General features: G+C 65.9%; 20 protein-coding genes and 1 riboswitch. Of the genes, 10 read left to right on the top strand and 10 right to left on the bottom strand.

The annotated features are described in order from the left end of the window. The first annotated feature begins 26 nt into the window (after positions 1–26). Positions 27–572, top strand: a complete 546-nt coding sequence (locus LPA35_RS22650) for an Rrf2 family transcriptional regulator (RefSeq protein ID WP_228899142.1) — start codon at positions 27–29, stop codon at positions 570–572. A gap of 97 nt (positions 573–669) precedes the next feature. Here the strand turns inward: LPA35_RS22650 and LPA35_RS22645 are convergent, their stop codons facing one another. The 5 genes from LPA35_RS22645 to LPA35_RS22625 form a co-directional block, all read right to left on the bottom strand. After that, positions 670–1,263 carry a MarC family protein gene (locus tag LPA35_RS22645; protein ID WP_055395343.1) on the bottom strand — a complete coding sequence of 198 codons (594 nt, stop codon included), beginning with the start codon at positions 1,261–1,263 and terminating at the stop codon, positions 670–672. Then, positions 1,260–1,673 carry a VOC family protein gene (locus LPA35_RS22640; RefSeq protein WP_055395344.1) on the bottom strand — a complete coding sequence of 138 codons (414 nt, stop codon included), beginning with the start codon at positions 1,671–1,673 and terminating at the stop codon, positions 1,260–1,262. The genes LPA35_RS22645 and LPA35_RS22640 overlap by 4 nt, the downstream gene beginning before the upstream one ends. A gap of 52 nt (positions 1,674–1,725) precedes the next feature. Continuing rightward, the gene (locus tag LPA35_RS22635) at positions 1,726–2,100 is read right to left on the bottom strand and encodes a hypothetical protein (RefSeq protein ID WP_121421387.1); all 375 of its coding nucleotides are present in this window, start codon (positions 2,098–2,100) and stop codon (positions 1,726–1,728) included. A 71-nt stretch (positions 2,101–2,171) separates the two neighbouring features. Next, positions 2,172–2,543: a TraR/DksA family transcriptional regulator gene (locus LPA35_RS22630; RefSeq protein WP_055395348.1), complete on the bottom strand. Its 372-nt coding sequence runs from the start codon at positions 2,541–2,543 to the stop codon at positions 2,172–2,174. Between the two features lie 118 nt (positions 2,544–2,661). Next, the gene (locus LPA35_RS22625; protein WP_055395350.1) at positions 2,662–3,309 is read right to left on the bottom strand and encodes a glutathione S-transferase; all 648 of its coding nucleotides are present in this window, start codon (positions 3,307–3,309) and stop codon (positions 2,662–2,664) included. Positions 3,310–3,431: 122 nt separating this feature from the next. Here LPA35_RS22625 and LPA35_RS22620 point away from each other — a divergent pair, with 122 nt between their 5' ends. The 6 genes from LPA35_RS22620 to LPA35_RS22595 all read left to right on the top strand — a co-directional run bounded on the left by LPA35_RS22620 (position 3,432) and on the right by LPA35_RS22595 (position 9,753). After that, positions 3,432–3,797, top strand: a complete 366-nt coding sequence (locus LPA35_RS22620) for a DUF2946 family protein (protein ID WP_055395352.1) — start codon at positions 3,432–3,434, stop codon at positions 3,795–3,797. An 80-nt stretch (positions 3,798–3,877) separates the two neighbouring features. Further along, positions 3,878–6,193 carry a TonB-dependent receptor gene (locus tag LPA35_RS22615; RefSeq protein WP_228899140.1) on the top strand — a complete coding sequence of 772 codons (2,316 nt, stop codon included), beginning with the start codon at positions 3,878–3,880 and terminating at the stop codon, positions 6,191–6,193. A gap of 14 nt (positions 6,194–6,207) precedes the next feature. Continuing rightward, positions 6,208–6,768: a YcnI family protein gene (locus tag LPA35_RS22610; protein ID WP_228899139.1), complete on the top strand. Its 561-nt coding sequence runs from the start codon at positions 6,208–6,210 to the stop codon at positions 6,766–6,768. Between the two features lie 105 nt (positions 6,769–6,873). Then, positions 6,874–7,371 (top strand): copper chaperone PCu(A)C, encoded by a 498-nt coding sequence (locus LPA35_RS22605; protein ID WP_228899138.1) that lies wholly within the window; start codon positions 6,874–6,876, stop codon positions 7,369–7,371. Between the two features lie 96 nt (positions 7,372–7,467). Next, positions 7,468–8,340: a PhaM family polyhydroxyalkanoate granule multifunctional regulatory protein gene (locus tag LPA35_RS22600; RefSeq protein WP_228899137.1), complete on the top strand. Its 873-nt coding sequence runs from the start codon at positions 7,468–7,470 to the stop codon at positions 8,338–8,340. 78 nt (positions 8,341–8,418) lie between these two features. After that, positions 8,419–9,753 (top strand): FIST N-terminal domain-containing protein, encoded by a 1,335-nt coding sequence (locus LPA35_RS22595; protein WP_228899136.1) that lies wholly within the window; start codon positions 8,419–8,421, stop codon positions 9,751–9,753. Between the two features lie 75 nt (positions 9,754–9,828). Here the strand turns inward: LPA35_RS22595 and LPA35_RS22590 are convergent, their stop codons facing one another. Both LPA35_RS22590 and LPA35_RS22585 read right to left on the bottom strand, forming a co-directional pair. Continuing rightward, positions 9,829–11,154 carry a hemolysin family protein gene (locus LPA35_RS22590; protein WP_055395363.1) on the bottom strand — a complete coding sequence of 442 codons (1,326 nt, stop codon included), beginning with the start codon at positions 11,152–11,154 and terminating at the stop codon, positions 9,829–9,831. Positions 11,155–11,234: 80 nt separating this feature from the next. Then, a complete protein-coding gene (locus LPA35_RS22585; protein ID WP_228899135.1) occupies positions 11,235–12,410 on the bottom strand; it encodes a rhodanese-like domain-containing protein in 1,176 nt (391 codons plus the stop codon). 224 nt (positions 12,411–12,634) lie between these two features. Between LPA35_RS22585 and LPA35_RS22580 the strand changes: the two genes are divergently transcribed. Beyond that, positions 12,635–13,846, top strand: coding sequence for a sulfite oxidase (locus tag LPA35_RS22580; RefSeq protein WP_228899134.1), 1,212 nt, complete (start codon positions 12,635–12,637; stop codon positions 13,844–13,846). Between the two features lie 122 nt (positions 13,847–13,968). Next, positions 13,969–14,292, top strand: a complete 324-nt coding sequence (locus tag LPA35_RS22575) for a cytochrome c (RefSeq protein WP_055395367.1) — start codon at positions 13,969–13,971, stop codon at positions 14,290–14,292. 53 nt (positions 14,293–14,345) lie between these two features. On the opposite strand, the gene LPA35_RS22570 is transcribed toward LPA35_RS22575, so the two are convergent. Then, positions 14,346–15,665, bottom strand: coding sequence for a D-amino acid dehydrogenase (locus tag LPA35_RS22570; protein ID WP_228899131.1), 1,320 nt, complete (start codon positions 15,663–15,665; stop codon positions 14,346–14,348). 91 nt (positions 15,666–15,756) lie between these two features. Continuing rightward, positions 15,757–15,878: riboswitch (glycine riboswitch) on the bottom strand. A 224-nt stretch (positions 15,879–16,102) separates the two neighbouring features. Here LPA35_RS22570 and LPA35_RS22565 point away from each other — a divergent pair. After that, positions 16,103–16,885: a 2-keto-4-pentenoate hydratase gene (locus tag LPA35_RS22565; RefSeq protein ID WP_121421380.1), complete on the top strand. Its 783-nt coding sequence runs from the start codon at positions 16,103–16,105 to the stop codon at positions 16,883–16,885. Positions 16,886–16,915: 30 nt separating this feature from the next. Here the strand turns inward: LPA35_RS22565 and LPA35_RS22560 are convergent, their stop codons facing one another. Beyond that, positions 16,916–17,410, bottom strand: a complete 495-nt coding sequence (locus LPA35_RS22560) for a YXWGXW repeat-containing protein (protein WP_121421379.1) — start codon at positions 17,408–17,410, stop codon at positions 16,916–16,918. Between the two features lie 165 nt (positions 17,411–17,575). After that, positions 17,576–18,118, bottom strand: a complete 543-nt coding sequence (locus LPA35_RS22555) for a YXWGXW repeat-containing protein (RefSeq protein WP_228899129.1) — start codon at positions 18,116–18,118, stop codon at positions 17,576–17,578. Positions 18,119–18,290: the final 172 nt, after the last annotated feature.

Raw genomic sequence — 18,290 nt, 5'->3', positions numbered from 1 at the left:
GTCAACGTTCACAAGGAGTAGCAACGATGCGGATTACCACCCGAGGACAACTTGCGGTATCGGCAATGACCGACCTGGCGCTGCGCCAGAAGATGCGGCCGGTAGCGCTTTCGACGATCAGCGCCCGGCAGGGTACCTCGCTGTCGTACCTGGAGCAGCTGTTCAGCGCCTTGCGCCGTGCCGGGCTCGTGGACAGCACACGCGGCCCGGGTGGCGGTTACACCCTTGCCCGAAACACAGACCAGATCTCAGTGGCCGAGATCATCCTGGCGGTCGAGAACCTCAAGACCGACGATCTGCAAAGCCTGGGTGCCGGCCAGGCTGCGCAAGTCAAGTCGATGACGGGCGAACTCTGGTCCACCTTCAACGCACGGGTGATGGAGTACTTGCAGTCGGTGACTTTGCAAGACCTTGTGGCGCAGCAGCATGCCAAGGGTGCGGTGGCCGAGGAAATGGCCCCTGCAGCCCCTCGCCCCAAGCTGAGCGCCAAGCCGCGCCCCTTGATGGCGCGGGTGGGCGTGCCCAACTCGGTGTTCGCACTGGGTTCGATCCCGCTGCTGCAACGTCGTTGAGACCGCACACCGGTTGCGCTCTGCAGTTGCGGGCGCATGCCAGTGCTCCGGGGGCGGCCTTGGCCCGCCCTCCATCAGTTTTGCGTGCGCGGGGCGGCTACAGCTGCTGCGCGAGCTGCTTGATTCCCCGGATCAGCATCTCTACCGAGATGGCGACCAGGATCAGGCCCATCAGGCGTTCAAACGCCATCACCACACGTTCGCCCACCAGGCGCTGGATGCGTTCTGCCATCAGCAACACCACGGCGCACACGGCCATGGTGACGCACAGCGCGCCCACCCATTCCCAGCGGCGTTCCGGCGCCTGGGCTACCAGCAGCATGACGGTGGCCAGCGCTGAGGGGCCCGCCAAGGCAGGGATGGCCAGCGGCACGATCAAGGGTTCGCCCGGCAGCTCCGCCTGTGGGCCGTCAGCCGACGGAAAAATCATGCGCAGCGCGATCAGAAACAGCACCACCGCACCCGCAATCTGCAACGACAAATCGCTCAGGTTCATCACCTGCAGAAACTGAGCCCCGAAAAACAGAAACACCAGCAGCAGCGCAAACGCAATCAGCACCTCCCGCAGGATCACCCGCGCCCGGCGCTCGGGCGCCACGCCGCGCAGGGCATTGGCAAAGATGGGGATGTTGCCCAGCGGATCGGTGATCAGCAGGAGCAGGATGGTGGCGGACGCGAAGGTGTAGCTCACGATGCGTACACCGCGTCCAGTGAGCGAAAGCCCTTGATCTCGATCGGATTGCCGCTGGGGTCGTGGAAGAACATCGTCCACTGTTCGCCGGGCTGGCCCTCAAAGCGCACCTGCGGATCCAGCACGAAGGTGGTGCCGGCGGCCTTCAGCCGTGCGGCCAGCGCATGCCAGTCGGGCAATTCCATGATGGCGCCAAAGTGCGGCATGGGTACCAGGTGGTCGCCCACATGGCCGGTGCGGGCACTGGCAAACGGGGTGCCCAAGTGCAACGAGATCTGGTGGCCGAAAAAATCGAAGTCCACCCAGGTATCGGTGCTTCGGCCTTCCTGGCAACCGAGCACGCCGCCATAAAAGCGGCGCGCGGCATCCAGATCGGTGACGTGAAAGGCGAGGTGAAAGAGGCTGCGCATCCCGTAAAGGATAGCAGCCAAGGCTGCGCTGTGGGCGCGGCCTGGAGGCCTGTCAGGCGACAGACGGGTCGGCGGCCATGTTGTCAAATTTCTTGAAATACTGGCGCGCCATGGCCACCAGCTGGGCGTCGGTCGGGTGGTCTGCAGCCACAGAGTCCACCACCACATCGGCCACCGCAGCATGGTGCTTGGCCGCCCAGTCGCGGAACTGGTTGCGTACCAGGCCCGGGCCAGCCAGCAGCACTTCACGCGTGTCGGCCAAGGCCTGGGCGACGTCGGCAAAGAAAGCGGTGAGGTCGTCGGCTTTGCCCTGGTGCTTGTGGTGGCTGCGGGACTTGATGCGCTGGGCCTCGGCATGCTCGCGGTCGAACATCACCACGTGGGCTTCGGACTGGTCCATCCAGACTACTGCGTGAAAAGTGCTCATGAATCGGCTTTCTTGAAGTGACGAAAAAAACGGGGAAAGAAGGGAAAAGGGGCCTGAATGCGTGAGCGAACTCACGCAGCACGGCGGTGTTGCTCGGCCTTTTCCTGGCAATGCACGCAGCGTGCGGCCTCGGGGGTGGCGTGCAGGCGTGCGGCGGTGATGTGGGTGCCACAGTCTGTGCATTCGCCGTACGTACCCGCTTCAATGCGGGCCAAAGCGGCTTCCACGGCGGCCAGGTGGGTGGTTTCGCGCTCGTCCAGCGCAAACTCCAGTTCACGCTCGGTGGCGAGCTGGGCACGCGGGTCCTCGGGCTGACCAAAGTGGTCGGCAGCGGCCTCGGCGCGGCCGATGACGCCCCCGCGCTGCGCGGCCAACTGGGCCAGCAGCTCGGATTGCTGGGCCAGCAATTGTTGGCGGAATGGGGCGGCCTGGGTCTTGTCCATGCGGTGTCTCCTCAAGGGTGATCGGATACCTGCATGGTGCGCTTGTGCGCGATGACCTCGGTTGACCAAGGTCAAGGGATGAAGACCCAGCGCCTGGGGGCGGGTTTAGAACAGGTTCTTAGCGCTTGGGCGGCCGCGCCAGCATTTCAGCGGTGTTGGTCTTGCGATCGGCGTTCACGCGCTGCACGTGGGGGCGCTCTGCCATGCGCGTGAGGTACTCGCGCACAGGCAGATCGGCCAGGTAGTCGCGGCCATAGATGATCTTGGTGGCCGAGCTGACCAGCGGCAGGTGCACGATGGCTGCGCAGTCGGCCAGGGTGAAGGCGTCGCCGCCCACGTAGGGGCTGAACTTCGCAAGCTGACCGAAGGCGGCAATGTTTTTCTCAAGCTGCGCTCCCACCTTTTCCTTGGCGGTGTCGCTCACGGTTCCGCCAAAAAACGCCTGGGGATACAGGTTGCGTGCCACCAGCTCCAGATGCAACTCCAGAAAGGTGATCAGCTCGCGCACCTTGGCGGCCTGGTAGGGGTTGGCGGGGATCAGCGCTGGCTGTGGGTGGGCTGCCTCGATGTAGTCGGCCATCACGGCCGATTCGCACAGCGGCCCCTCGGGCGTGCGCAGGTAGGGCACCTTGCCCAGCGGGCTGGCGCTGCGGTCGGTCTCGCCCACCCAGGCCAGTTCTTCGGTGAAGGGCAGGCCCTTTTCGAGCAAGGCGAGTTTGATCTTGTTGTAGTAGTTGCTGGCCGAAAAGCCGCAGAGTGTGAGCATGGTGGCGTCTCCGTTGTGGTGGTGAATGCAGCACGCATCCTAGGTGGGGGCGGGGGCGCAGTCCGTCGCGCAGATGACCCCGGTCAAGGGGTGCGCACCCAGGCCCCCTACAATTCGCACCCATGCCCTCCCTGCAAACCATTCGCAGCCTTCGCTGGCTCGCCCGCCTTGTGCTGGCGTGGTTTGTGTTGTCGATCGGCGTGGCGGTAGCGTCGCCGCTGGTCAATCCGCAGGCGATGGAGCTGATCTGTTCGGGCTCGGGCGCGATCAAGTTGCTGGTCAAGACCGATGACGGTGCCAAGGAGATGTCCAGCCACACGCTGGACTGCCCCTTGTGCGCGCATGTCGGCGCTCCGCCTCCCGTGTCGCAGGCCCAGCTGCCTGTGGTCCACCCCCTGGCGCATGCCCTGCGCCCCATTCCTGCCGCGCACATTGCTGCGCGCACCGCCGCGCCGCTGCCGCCGCGTGGGCCCCCAGCTTTCTCCTGAAATTGCTATGTTTTTAATAGCTGCTTGCGCTTGATAGATAAGCGCTGGCAGCCTATTTGGCTTGAAATTCAGGAGTTCCCATGCGCAAAAGCCGCATGGCGCTGGCCGTGGCCAGTGCCTTTCCCCTCGCACTCTGCGTGGGTGTTTCCGCGTTGGCCCAGACCGCCGACAGCACCGGCAACAGCAATGCCCCCGTCAAGGAACTGGGCGTGGTCACCATCAGCGGCGGCCAGCCCACCTCGCTGCCCACGCAGATTCCCACCACCATCGAGGGAGTGACGCGCGAGCAGATCGAGCATTCGATCAACGCCACCGACAGCGAAGACGCCCTCAAGTACCTGCCCAGCCTGCTGGTGCGCAAGCGCTACATCGGCGACTACAACCACGCCGTGCTATCCACGCGCGCCTCGGGCACGGGCAACCCGGCACGCTCCATGGTGTTTGCCGACGGCATTCTGCTGAGCAATTACCTCGGCAACGGCCCCACCAACGCGCCGCGCTGGATGTTGGTCACGCCCGAGGAGATCGAGCGCGTGGACGTGCTCTACGGCCCCTTCTCCGCCGCGTACGCAGGCAACTCGGTGGGTGCGGTGGTGGACTACGTCACGCGCATGCCGACAAAGTTCGAGGCGCACGGGCAGGTCAGCGTCCAGCACCAGCCTTTCGACCTGTACGGCACCAGTGCCACCTATGCGGGCAAGCAGGTCAGCGCATCCGTGGGAAACAAGAACGGTGACTGGTCCTGGTTCCTCAACTTCAACAAGACGGACAGCGAAGGCCAGCCGCTCACCTTCCCCACGCGCCTCGTGTCCGCTGGTACCGTGGGCAATGCGGGCACACCGGTGACGGGCGCGGTGCCTGGGCTCAACCGCAGCAACCAGCCCTGGTACCTGCTGGGCACGGCCACGCAGTACCACACGCAGCAAGACCACATCAAGGCCAAGATCGCCTACGACTTTTCGCCGACTGTGCGGGCGGCCTATACCCTGGGCTGGTGGCACAACGAATCCGAAGGCCGCCCCACCAGCTACCTGCGCGACGCCAATGGCAATGCGGTGTACGGCGGCACGGTCAACATCAATGGCCGCTCGTACACGCTGGCACCCACGGACTTCAATGTGTCCAATGAAGACCTCACGCATTTCATGCACGGGCTCTCGGTCAAGAGCAACACCAAAGGCGTGTTCGACTGGGAAGTAGCCGCCAGCCTGTACGACTACCAGACCGACACCCTGCGCGCCGCCACCGTGGCGCTGCCCGCCGCGCTGAACGGTGGCGCCGGCCGCATCGTCAACAGCAAGGGCACGGGCTGGAACACGCTGGCGGCCAAAGGCACCTGGCGGCCGGATGGCGTGCAAGGCGCACACATCGTGGACTTTGGCCTGCAGCGCGACAGCTACCAGCTGCGCACGGTGGAGAACGCCACCAGCAACTGGATCAATGGCGCTGCGGGCGCGCGCAACCAGGCCTTCAACGGCGACACCCAGCTGCTGGGTTTGTGGGCGCAAGACACCTGGAAGATCGCGCCGAAGTGGAAGGCCGTGCTCGGCGCACGCGCCGAACGCTGGAGCGCCAGCAACGGCCAGACCGGCAATGCCACCACCACCGTGGGCCACCCCGAGCGCAACGAGACGTACTTCTCGCCCAAGGCCGCCGTGGCCTGGCAGGCCAGTGACCTGTGGGTGCTCAAGGCCTCCACCGGCCGTGCGGTGCGCATGCCTACCGTGTCTGAGCTGTACCAGGGTGGCATCAGTGGCAGCGGCACGCTCATCAACAACGACCCGAACCTGAAGCCTGAAAAAAGCTGGACCACCGAGCTGACCGCCGAGCGCGACATGGGCAACGGTTTGCTGCGCCTCACAGCGTTCTTTGAGCGCACGAAAGACGCGTTGTATTCCCAGACCAATGTGCTCGTCACACCCAACGTGACCAACGTGCAGAACGTGGACGCCATCCTCACCAAGGGCTTGGAACTGTCGTACCAGGCAACCAATGTCTTCATGCGCGGGCTGGAGCTGGGCAGCAGCCTGACCTGGACGGACTCCAAGATCACCCGCAACGACAAGTTCCCCGCCAGCGTGGGCAAGTGGCAGCCGCGCATCCCCGAGTGGCGCGCGAGTGCCGTTGCCACCTACCGGCCGGACGACAAATGGTCGTACACACTGGGCGCGCGCTACAGCGGCAAGCAGTACAGCACGCTGGACAACACCGACGTGAACGGTTTTGCCTACCAGGGCGCCAGCCGCTACTTCACCACCGATGTACGCGTGCGCTACCAGATTACCCAGCAGGTGAGTGCCGCCGTGGGCATCGACAACCTGAACAACTACCAGTTCTGGAACTTCCACCCCTACCCGCAGCGCACTTACCTCGCTGAGCTCAAGGTCAGTCTCTGAAAGGAATACATCCCATGTCTCTGAATACTATGAAAAAGATAGCTGTAATCGCTTTGCTGTCAGGCGCAGGAGGCCTTTTTGGCTCTGCATCCGCTCATGTGGTGCTCGAATACCAGGTCGCCCCGGCGGGCGCAGGCTACAAGGCCACATTCAAGGTGGGCCACGGGTGCGGTGCGTCGCCCACGCGGCAGATCGCGGTGGACATCCCGGCGGGCATGCGTGGCGCGCGCCCCATGCCCAAGCCGGGCTGGACGCTCGATGTACAGCGCGAAAAGCTCGCCCAGCCCTATACCAGCCACGGCCGCAGCATCACCGAAGACGTGGTGCGTGTGACCTGGACGGCCAAGACGCCGGACGACATGCTGCAAAGCGCGCACTACGATGAGTTCGTGCTCGTGGCCCAGGCGCCCGAGCAGGCCGGCACCGTGTACTGGCCCGTGCGCCAGGTGTGTGTGGAAGGCAAAAATGACTGGACCGAGGTGCCCAAGGCGGGGCAAAAACTCTCGGACCTGAAGTCCCCCGCTGCAGCGCTGGAGATTCTGCCCACGGGCGGCGCCGCTGCCCACCATCATTGATAGTCCGGCCCACGGCCTGTTCTCCCTTTCCCGTCCCTCTTCCCTTCTTCTCTTCTTCTCTTCTTCTCTTCTTCTCGTTCTCTCACTCACCGAAAGGCATCCATCATGAAAAAACTGCTTCACACTGCCGCCCTGGTTTCCACGCTGGCCGCTGTACTCGCCAGCACCCCCGCATGGGCACAGACCGCTGCCGTCAAAGTCGAAGGTGCTTGGGCGCGCGCCAGCGTGCAGGGCCAGAAGGCCACCGGTGCGTTCATGCGCCTCACCGCCCAGGACGGCGCCCGCCTGGTGCGCGCCGAGTCGCCCGCTGCGGGCATCACCGAAGTGCACGAGATGAAGATGGAAGACGACATCATGAAGATGCGCGCCGTGCCTGCGCTTGACCTGCCTGCGGGTAAGACGGTGGAGCTCAAGCCCGGTGGCTACCACGTCATGCTGCTGGACCTGAAGGCGCCGCTGGCCAAAGGCACTTCGGTGCCACTCACCCTGGTGTTTCAGGACGCCAAGGGCGTGGAAAGCAAGCTCGACCTCACCGTGCCCGTGGGCACGGCAGCACCCGGTGGCGCCACCGCAGGCACCATGATGAATGGGCATAAACACTGACATCTCCGCATCGGCGGCCGCTTCGCCTGCGCAACGCATTGGAGTAAGCTGTGACTCCACCACAGACTACCCTCGTCCACCTCTTGCGGAGCGGCCATGAGCGATACATCGAATTTCGGTTTCGGCAAACTTGTCCCCGGTTTTGACTTTCTGCAGAGCCTGGCCAAGGGGGCGTCCAGCAGCATTCCGCAGTTGCCCAACCTCAGCAACTGGGTGGCGCCCACCATCAGCGTCGAAGAGCTGGAAAAGCGCATCGACGAACTCAAGGCCGTGCAGTTCTGGCTGGAGCAGAACTCACGCGCGCTGGCCGCCACCATCCAGGCGCTGGAAGTGCAGAAGATGACCCTGGCCACCCTGAAGGGCATGAACTTCAGCATGGGGGACGTGGCCAACGCCTTCAAGCTCAAGACGGCTGACACCGTGATGAGCGGCGTACAGAAAGCCGCCGACACCGTGACGGGCGCCGCCGAGGCTGTGGCTGGGGCCGCTGCCCGCGCTACGGGACGTGTGAGTGCTGCCGAAGAAGAAGCCGAAGACGAGGGTGATGACGCCGAACCCGCCGCCCCGCCTGCCAAGGCCAAAACAAAAGGCAGCAAGGCATCGGCCGCAGCCGCGCCCACCGTGGTGGACCCCATGCAGTGGTGGGGCGCACTCACCGGTCAGTTCCAGCAGATCGCCGCCAACGCCATGAAGGATGCGGCCAAGCAGACCGCCATCGACACCACCAAGAACATGGCCACGGGCCTCGCCAAGGAAGCCCTCAAGACAGCCACCGGCATGGCCAGCCAGTTTGCCGCCAAGGGCATGCAGACCATGCAGGGCGGTGCCAAGCGCGCCGCTGCATCGGGCACCGCCAAGAAGACCACCGCTGCCAAGAAGCCTGCAGCCCGCAAAACCCCGGCAAAACCCGCCGCCAAGAAGGCCAGCAGCAGCACCCGCAGCCCAGCCGCCCGCAAGCGAGCGGGCTGACGCCAACGTGGGCGGGTGTGACAACCCGCAGGTGGTGCAATATCTGCCCGCCACCGCCCTGGCATGGAGATCACCACCATGAAACTATTTCCCACTGGCCATGCCACCCACCCCCAATGGCGCATGGCCGCCGCGCTGGTGCTGGCGCAGCTGCGCGCCCAGATGGCGTTGCCCGACTACGCTGCTGCGCCCACCCTGGGCCTGCTCTACATCACCGACCACTATGGCAACGACGCCCAGGCGCTGCTCGACTACCTGAGCGGCGAACTGCCCGAGGTCACCGACTGGAGCGGCACCGTGGGGGTGGGCGTGTCGGCCAACAACGCCGAGTACTTTGACGAGCCCGCGCTGTCGGTCATGCTGCTGGATGTGCCCGCAGACCAGTACCGCGTGTTCTCGGGCGTGGCGCCGCTGCCCACGCATGCGCCACACCCGGGCAGTGGGTTTGTGGCCCATACCGCCCTGGTGCATGCCGATGGCCGCACGCCCGAACTGGCCGAGTTGCTGACCGAGATGGCTGCACGCACCGACACGGGCTACCTGTTTGGTGGCCTCTCTGCCAGCCGCACCAGCAGTGTGCAGTTTGCCGTGGGTGGCGACGGCAACATGGCCGGGCAGGGCGGTGCCAGCGGGGTGTTTGACGGTGGCCTGTCGGGCGTGGCGTTTGGTGCCGGGGTGGCGCTGGTGTCGCGCGTTACGCAGGGCTGCCAGCCCGTGGGCGCGCTGCGCACGATCACCGCCGCGCAGGACAACGTGGTGCTCGCGCTCGATGGCGAGCCCGCGCTGGACGTGCTGCTCGATACGCTGCAGGTGTCGCTGGATGGTGGCGACCCGCAGCCCGCGCTGCGCAAGGTGCGCGCCACGCTGGCCGGGCTGGTCAGCGCGGGCGAGCAGCCCCAGGGCCAGCGCCGCACGGGCCACTTTGGTACCGACACACGCGTGCGCCACATCGTGGGGCTGGACGGCAGCCGCCGGGGCGTGGCCCTGGCCGACCATGTGGAGCCGGGCATGCACCTGGCGTTCTGTCAGCGCAACGTGGCAGCGGCACGTGCCGACCTCATGCGCATCTGCGCCGAGATCCGCGAAGAACTCTCGCCCGAAGAGCTGGAGCCCGCGTCGCTGGTGTCGTCGTCCAGCGCGGATGGCGAGATGGCCGCTGCCAACAGCGCCTCAGGCGCCAGCGCGGCGCCCCAGGCAGGGCGGCGAATCTGTGGGGCTATCTATGTGAGCTGCTCGGGCCGCGGCGGCCCGCATTTTGGCGGGCCCAGCGCCGAGCTGCAGATCGTGCGCCACGCGCTGGGTGACGTGCCGCTGGCCGGGTTCTTTGCCGGTGGAGAAATTGCGCACCACCACTTGTATGGTTACACCGGGGTGCTCACCGTTTTCGTTGACGACGACCCGCACGCCCGCTGAGCGGCTGAGCCGCTTTGCCCGCAGAGAACGCCAGGGCGGGCCCTGGCGGAGACGGTGCCCCATGGAGGGGCCAGGTCAGCCCGCGCCGTTGTCGTCTGCTTCGGCCTTTTCCTCGGGGGTCAGGCGTGTGGCCAGGATCTTGTCGATGGTCTTGCCATCCATGTCCACCACTTCCAGCTTCCAGTCCTCCCACTGCACGGTGTCGGTCACCTTGGGCAGGCGGCCAGTCAGCAGCATGATCATGCCGCTGAGCGTGTGGTAGCGGCCGCGTTCCTCCTCGGGCACGGCATCCAGGTTCAGGCGGTCTTTCAGCTCGGGCACGGGGATGTGTCCGTCCAGCAACCAGCTGCCGTCCTCGCGCTGCAGCGCCCAGGAGGTCTCCGGGTCGCGCGGCTGAAACTCGCCGGTGATGGCCTCGATCAGGTCCTGCAGCGTGACGATGCCCTGCACCTCACCGTATTCGTCGATGACAAACGCCATGTGCACGTCCGACAGGCGGAAGTTGTCCAGCAGCTCCATGCCCGTGATGGTTTCGGGCACATACAGCGCTGTCTGCAGCGGCTGGTCGGCCAGACCGCCGCGCGCCTTGTCGCGCAGCGTGCGCGACAGCCACTGGCGCGCGTTGATCACGCCCAGGATGTTGTCCATGCCGCCGCGCACCACCGGAAAGCGTGCGTGGTCGGATTCTTCGATGCATTTGAGGTTGTCTTCAAACGACGCATCCATATCCAGACACACCACATCACCACGCGGCACCATCAGCGAGCCGATCTGACGGTCGTCCAGGCGGAACACATTGCGCACCATGGTGTGCTCGTGCGATTCGATCACGCCCGCAGTGGTGCCTTCCACCAGCATGGCGTGGATCTCTTCTTCGGTCACCGGGCTGCCGCTGGTTTCCTTCACACCCATCAGACGCAGCAGCGTGCGCGTGGAGGTGGACAGCAGCAGCACAAACGGCTTGGTTGCCAGCGCCAGAAAGTTGATGGGCCGCGCCACCAGGCGGGCAAAGGTCTCGGGGTACGACTGGCCGATGCGCTTGGGCACCAGTTCACCCACCACGATGGAGAAATACGTGATCAGCACCACCACCAGGCCGGTGGCCGCGTAGCTGCCAAAAGGCATGGGAACGCCCAGTGCTTCAAGCCACAGCGCCAGGGGCCCAGCCAAGGCGGCCTCACCCACGATACCGTTCAGCACGCCAATCGATGTGATGCCGATCTGGATGGTGGAGAGAAAACGCGTGGGGTCTTCGCCCAGCTTCACGGCAGCGGCGGCGCCGCTATCGCCCTCATCAATCAGCTTTTGCAACCGGGCTTTGCGGGCCGTGACCAGAGCGATCTCGGACATGGCAAACAGGCCGTTGAGAAGGATGAGGGCGAACAGTATTGCTATTTCCATACAAAGGGCGCCTTGCGCGCCCTTGGGTGTTGAGAAGCGACCAATTGTAAGGACAGGGGCCAGAGACCCTGCGCTGGCTCCTAGCCACCTTCGGTCGGGAGGCCCGTTTCGTCCCACTCGGGCAGTCCCCCCCGCAGCCAGTACACCGACTGGAACCCCTTGGCTGTGGCCACCTTGGCAGCTTTGTAGGACTTCCAGCATTCGGCGCCATTGCACGCAAAAATTACCGGCTTGGCCTTGTCCAGGCCCTGAAGCTTGTCCAGCGCCTGGAAATCATCCTGTGCGGCATTGAAGGCCACGTCCTTGAGGCTCTTTTCCACATACGCTGCAAACACGGCGCCCCGGATGCGCTTGGTCTTGAATTCCTTCTCGGTGCGGGTGTCCACCAGCGTGGCGCCCTGCACCAGCAGGGTCTGGGCCTCGCGCGCAGTGATGCGCTTCACCCCAGGCAGGCTCGTGGGGGTGAACAGCCCCAGCTCGGCCACACGTCGGTACTCAACGGCCTCCGGGCGCACGGAGGCTGGCGGCAGGCCGCTGGCGGAGGACGACGCGCTGAACCACTGGGCCAGCTTGTTGCGCGCATCCGCCGGCAGGTCTTTTTTCACCACGATGGAGAACCCGCCTGGCACCGGCTGCGATGTAGCCAGCACCCGCGCAAGGCCGGGGTGCGCTGCCGACCATTCGGCCCAGTCGTCCTCGCGCACCACAGTGGCATCCGCCGTGCCCAGAGTCAGGGCTGTCAGGCCGGCCTGGGGAAATTTCTCGTACTGCACTGCGCGCAGGTCCTGGAACGACAGCCCCGCCTCATTGAGCATGCCGCGCGCCATGTAGGTGTAGACCGAATCCTGCTGGGGCAGGTAGAGCCGTCGGCCTTTCATGGCAGGCACCGCAGCGATCTGCTGCAGCCCGACCAGCAGGTATCTGTCCGATTTGTGCGTGGCGCCCACCAGCTCGTAGCCGCGTTGCAACGCGGACGCAGCCACCTGGGCAGGGCCGATGAAGATGTCATATCCCGCGCTGCGCGTGGCGCGCATCACGTCGGCCAGGTCGTCGCTGGTGGTCAGTGCCACGGGCTGGCCAGCTGCCTTCGACAGGCCCGATTCGGCGGAGGTGCGCAGGATGGAGTGCGCCGCCTTGCGGGCCGTGGGCTCCACGGCCACGATGGCCGTCAGCTGGGCCTGGGCGGCGCTGCAACACAGCCATAAGCCAAGTAGCAGTCCCAGCGGGCCGCGGGTCGATTTTCTGGTGATGTTCATTGCGCGGTTCCTCTCCCCAAAACAAACCGCGAATATGCCCAGGGCCCCCGCACCTGCGTACGAATGTTTCTGATCTTTTGTTCTTGTTACTTCTGCTAACGAAGCCGTACGTGCGGCGCGCAGAGCTCCCGCACAGAATGCGGGCTGGCCCGATCCCCTGTGCCTGCCGGGTGGGCGGGGGCAACAAAGAGTTTTTGTCCATCCCATTATTTGGAGACGTTTCCATGAAAGATTCGATGACCCTGCCGCGACGCCACATGCTGGCCGGAAGTGCCGCTGCCCTGAGCGCGCTGGGCCTGGCTGGATGGGCCGGCGGTGCGCGTGCCCAGCAGGCCGCAGCCGCTGCCAAGCCGCTGCCCGCGTATGCAGGATGGAAGTCACCGGATGCGCTGATCGTGCACAGCAGCAGCACTCTCGAAACCCGTCGCTCCGCGTTTGGCACCAGTGTCATCACGCCGTCCAACCAGCTGTATGTGCGCAACAACCTGCCCGCGCCCGACGCCGCCATCCTGGACAACCGCGATGCCTGGACCGTGGCGATCGAAGGGGTCAAGAGTCCGCGCAGCCTGACCCTGGCCGAACTCAAGACGCTGGGCGTGGAAACCGTGGCCACCGTGCTGCAGTGCTCGGGCAATGGCCGGGGCTTTTTCCCCAGCAAGCCCAGCGGCACGCCCTGGTCGGTGGGCGCTGCCGGTTGTGTGGTCTGGAGCGGCGTGCCACTGCGCAACGTGGCGGCCGCCTTGGGCGGGCTGGCCGATGGTGCTGCCTACCTGACCGGCACGGGCGGCGAGAAACTGCCCGAAGGTGTGGACCCGCTCACCGTGCTGGTGGAGCGCTCGGTGCCCGTGAAGGCGATGGACGACGCACTGCTGGCCTGGGAGATGAACGGCGAGCCGCTGTCGCTGGCGCACGGCGGCCCGCTGCGGCTGGTGGTGCCGGGCTACCAGGGCGTGAACAACATCAAGTACGTCAAGCGCGTGGCGTTTACCAGCGCACAGTCGCAGGCGCGCATCATGTCGCATGGCTACCGCATGTCGCCGCCTGGCAGCAAGGCCAGCCCCGACCAGCCCTCGGTGTGGGAGATGGGCGTCAAGTCCTGGATCAATGGGCCGCTGCCGGACAAAGGCGCACTCAAGCCCGGACAGGTGCAGGTACATGGCGTGGCCTTTGGCGGCACGCGCGGCATCAAGAGCGTGGAGGTGTCGGCCGATGGCGGCAAGACCTGGTTGGCGGCCAAGCTCATCGGCCCCGACCTGGGCCCCTTTGCCTGGCGGCAGTTTGCGCTGCCCGTGCGCCTGGAGGCGGGCACCCATGTGCTGGCGAGCCGCGCCACCGACACGGCGGGCAATGTGCAGGCCGAGCAGCGCGAGGAAAACCTGGGCGGCTACAACAACGCCAGCTGGCGCGACCACGCCGTCACCGTGACCGTGGCATGACATCGCTCCCCCCTGAGGCGCTTTGCGCCTTCCCCCCGAAGGGGGGATGCCACCCGTGGCCTGGCAGAGCCAGTTCCACGGTGGCACTGGCGTGGGTGCGCGCCGCTATCGGACGGCATCGGATGCCGCAAGGCGGTTTGCTGGTAGGGCTAGCGTTACTGTGGGCGGGTGCCAGCTGGGCCGCCGAGCCGGCCGAGCTGGCGCGCGGCAAGGAGCTGTTCACCAAGATCCAGCCCGCCTGCGCGGTGTGCCACACGCTGCAGGCCGCCGGTGCCGAGGGCCAGGTGGGCCCGGTGCTGGATGAGCTGAAACCCGACGCCGGCCGTGTACTGCGTGCGCTCAAGGCAGGCATCGGCGTGATGCCCTCGTATGCCGAGCGCATGAGCGAAAAGGACATGCTGGCCGTGGCGCAGTTTGTGGCGCACGCCACGGGCGCGGCCAAGTAAGCGCGGGCTTTCGCGGCGGTTGCAGCGCTGCCTCGCTGCAACCGCGCGCTGCTTCAGGCCGCGGTGCGCGACGGCACCAGCGCCGCTCCTGCTGCGCGCCCCTGCAAGCCCTGGAACGCAAAGTCCACCTCGGGCACGCGGCCGCTCACGATGTCGGCCAGGGCCTTGCCCGAGCCGCAGGCGTGCGTCCAGCCCAGCGTGCCGTGGCCGGTGTTGAGGAACAGGTTGCCCACTTTCGTCTTGCCGATCAGCGGCACGTTGCTCGGTGTAGCCGGGCGCAGTCCGCTCCAGAACTGGGCCTGGCTCGCGTCGCCCGCGCCAGGGAAGAGCTGCTCCACACGCCGCACGATGGCCTCGCAGCGCACCTGGTTCAGGTGGCGGTCGTAGCCGTTCAGCTCGGCCGTGCCTGCAATGCGCAGGCGATCACCGCCGCGTTCGCTGGTGTAGCGCGAGAACACGAGCTTGAACTCGTCGTCTGTCAGGCTCACTTGGTGCGCCTTGCTGGCGTCTTTCACCGGCATCGTCACCGAGTAGCCCTTGGCCGGGTAGATGGGCAGCTGGATGCCCAGCGGCTGCGCCAGCAGCGGGCTGAACGAGCCCATGGCCAGCACAAACGCATCGCCGCGCACGCGCTCGAAGCGGCCTTCGGCATTGGTCACTTCCACGTGGTCGATGCGGCCAGCCACTTCACGCAATGCGGTGATGTGGTGGCCCATGCGGAACTGCACGCCCGCCGTCTCGCACAGCTTGGCCAGCTCGCGCGTGAACTGGTTGGCATCGCCCGATTCGTCCTCGGCCGTGTAGGTGGCGCCCGCCAGTTGTGGGCGGATGTGGGCCAGCGCTGGTTCAAGGCGCACGGCCTCGTCGGCGCTGATGACCTGGCGCTCGCAGCCCAGCTGGCGCATCTGCTCGGCCGGGGCCAGCGCGCCGTCGAATTCCTTTTGGTTGGTATAGAAGTGGAGGATGCCCTGCGTGCGCTGGTCGTACTGGAGGCCGGTTGCCGCGCGCAGCTGCTGCAGCGTGTCGCGGCTGTAGGTGCCCAGGCGCACGATTTGCTCGATGTTGTGGCGCGTGCGCGCTGGCGTGCAGTTACGCAAAAAGGACAGGCCCCACAGCCACTGGCGCATGTCGGCGCGGATGCGGAACAGCAGGGGCGCATCCTCCTTGCCCAACCACTGCAGCACCTTGAGCGGCGCGCTGGGGTTGGCCCAGGGCTCGGCGTGGCTCACCGAGATCTGGCCGCCGTTGGCAAAGCTGGTCTCGGCGCCGGGCGTGCCCTGGCGGTCGATGACCGTGACCTCATGGCCAAGTTGTTGCAGGAAATAAGCCGAAGTCACGCCGAGCAAGCCGGCGCCCAAAACGATTACGCGCATTTTTGAAGCCTTTTAAGGGTTCAGCGCTTGATGGATGTGCGTTGGCAGCTATTAATTAAATAGCAAGCAGCCAGCGCGCGTCCGCCAAGCTGCCGCTCCCCCTGTCCTTGGTACCTGAGAGATTCACCACCCAGCCCACATGGCGCGCGGTTTGCTCCTTCGGTGCGCCACAACGCTGCTGACAGGTTGGGGCGGCTCTCCAGACGGCTTTGATAAATGGTGCAGTACGGGACCTGAGCGTGTATGGGAGTTTGCGCCTTCGGTGCAGCGGTGGGCCTTGTGGCCTGCCGTGCTCTCCTGCGGGGGCCATTCTAGGAGGGTGCGGGCGGCGGTGGGGTGTTTGGGGCGGCTAATGGGCGGCAATCGTTGCTGATGCTGGCGGCGACATGGAGTCGCCATAATCCGGCGATTTGACCCACCCCCAGGACGCTTTTCCCATGCCCGATACCGCCTTTGACCCCTTCGCCAGCGCCGCCGTGATCACCATGGCGCGCCAGGGACGCACGCCCCGGCCGCTGGATCTGCCCGTTGCATTGCGCCCTCGCGATGCGGCCGAGGCCTACGCCGTGCAGGACGCCGTAGTGCGTGAGCGCGGCGAGGTCGCGGGATGGAAAGTGGGCGCCGCGTCGCCCCAGGCCCAACCCGCGCGTGCGGCGCTGACCCGCGACTCGGTGTGGGTGGAGCAGCCTGGCCAGGAGGTCAACTTGTCGGCCACAGGCTTTGCCGTGATGGGGGTGGAGGCGGAGCTGGTGTACGAACTGGGCGCAGACCTGCCCGCACGCGCCACGCACTACAGCGCGGCCGAGGTGCTGGCCGCCATGGTGTCGGTGCGTGCCGCCATTGAGGTGTGCGACACGCGCTTTGCCGCCTGGGCACAACAAGGGGAGTGGAGTCGCTTGGCCGACCAGGCCTGCCATGGGGCGCTGATCGTGGGTTCGGGTTTGACCGATGTGGCTTCGGTGCAGCCCCTGGTGCAAGGGGTCAGCCTTTCGGTGAACGGATCGGTGGCCGTGCAGCACGCCACCTGGGGCAACCCGGCAGGTGACCCGCTGCGGCTGCTGGTGTGGCTGGCCAACGAAGGCGCGCGCAGCCTGGGAGGGCTGCGCGCAGGGCAGTGGGTGACCACGGGGTCCTGCACCGGCACCGTGATGGTGGCGCCGGGCACGGTGGTGGTTGCCGACTTTCCTGGTGTCGGTCGCGCCGAGGTGAAATTCGACTGAACCGTTTCGAGGATCGTGGAACGCGGCAGATCAGTTGCGGCGCGGGTTGTCCGGCTGGCTGTCGCGGCGGTTGGACACGCCGTCACCGTCGCGATCACGGTCATTGCGGTTGGAGATGCCATCGCCATCGCGGTCCCGGTCGTTGCGGTCGGCAATGCCGTCACCGTCACTGTCCCAGCGGCCCCGCTGCATTTCCCAGCGGCCATCGCGTTCCACCCATTGGGGCTGCCGGTACTGGTAGCCGCTGCGCGCTTGTACCCAGTGGCCCTTCACCCAGCGGTGGCGGTTGCCGCGCCATTCCCAATGGCCTTGTTCCCACACCTGGCCACGGCGTGGGCGCGGCACGGCTTCGTACCGTGGCGGTGGGGGCGCGGGAATCACCTGGTAGGTCTGCGTGGGCTGGTACCCACGCTGTGGCTGGTCGGACTGAATAACGACGGTGCCCTGGATGGCCGCGTGTGTCGGTACGAGGGGCAGCAGTGCCATCAGGGCGATGGCGGCTGCGGTCAGTGTTTGGCGGGTCATGGTGGTCTCCGGGGTGATTCCTGGTGGAAGCGGTCTTTGCATGGTGGCGGCCTGGTGCGCGGCGCCACGTAGGTGCTCAGCGGGGGCGGGCGTAGGCCAAAGGGGGGAGTGGGCGCGGGGCTTGCGAGCCTCCGCGCTCCTTCAGCTGTTCAATCGTTCAATCGTTCAATTGCGGTAGGGGTTGTCCGGGCGGCGGTCGTGCCGATTGGGAACGCCGTCTCCGTCACGGTCGCGGTCGTAGCGGTTGGACACGCCATCGCGGTCTCGGTCGTGGTGATCGCGGTCGTAGCGGTTGGGAACACCATCACCATCGCGGTCACGGTCATAGCGGTTGGGGATGCCGTCGCCATCACGGTCCCAGCGGCCGGGGCGCAGGTCCCACCGGCCGCCGTGTTCCACCCAGCGCGGCTCGCGGTAGTAGTAACCAGGGCGCGCCTTCACCCAGTGGCCCTGGACCCAGACATGGCGGTGGCCGCGCCAATCCCAATAGCCGGGCACCCACACCATGTTGTGCCGAGGGCGGGGCGCCACTTCATGGCGGGGGGGCGGTGGTGGGCCGTATTGCACCGCCATGGGCGCTGGCGCCTGGTAGTGGTGGGGCTGCCCCGACTGGATGACAACGGTGGCGCTGGTCTGTGCCTGCGCCACCGTTGCGGCGCCCAGAGACAGCAAGGCGATGGAAACAGCGGCGAGTGCATTGCGGGCCATGGTGATCTCCTCAGAATGATTCCTTGCGGAACCGGAGACTTCATGGTGCAGATGCTGCGTCAAGCCGGTGTAGGCGAATTGCGAAGTCTTGTGAAGTTGTGTTTCCTGCAGCAGGAGCAGCCGCGGTTTCCGTGATTTTTCTCACACTTCCGGCAAGCTGCCCACCCACGTG

The sequence above is a fragment of the Acidovorax sp. Leaf73 genome, assembly GCF_916855635.1.
Lineage (GTDB): Bacteria > Pseudomonadota > Gammaproteobacteria > Burkholderiales > Burkholderiaceae_C > Acidovorax > Acidovorax facilis.
The sequence above is the reverse complement of the archived record's forward strand: the minus strand, read 5'-3'. Positions and strand labels throughout refer to the sequence as shown.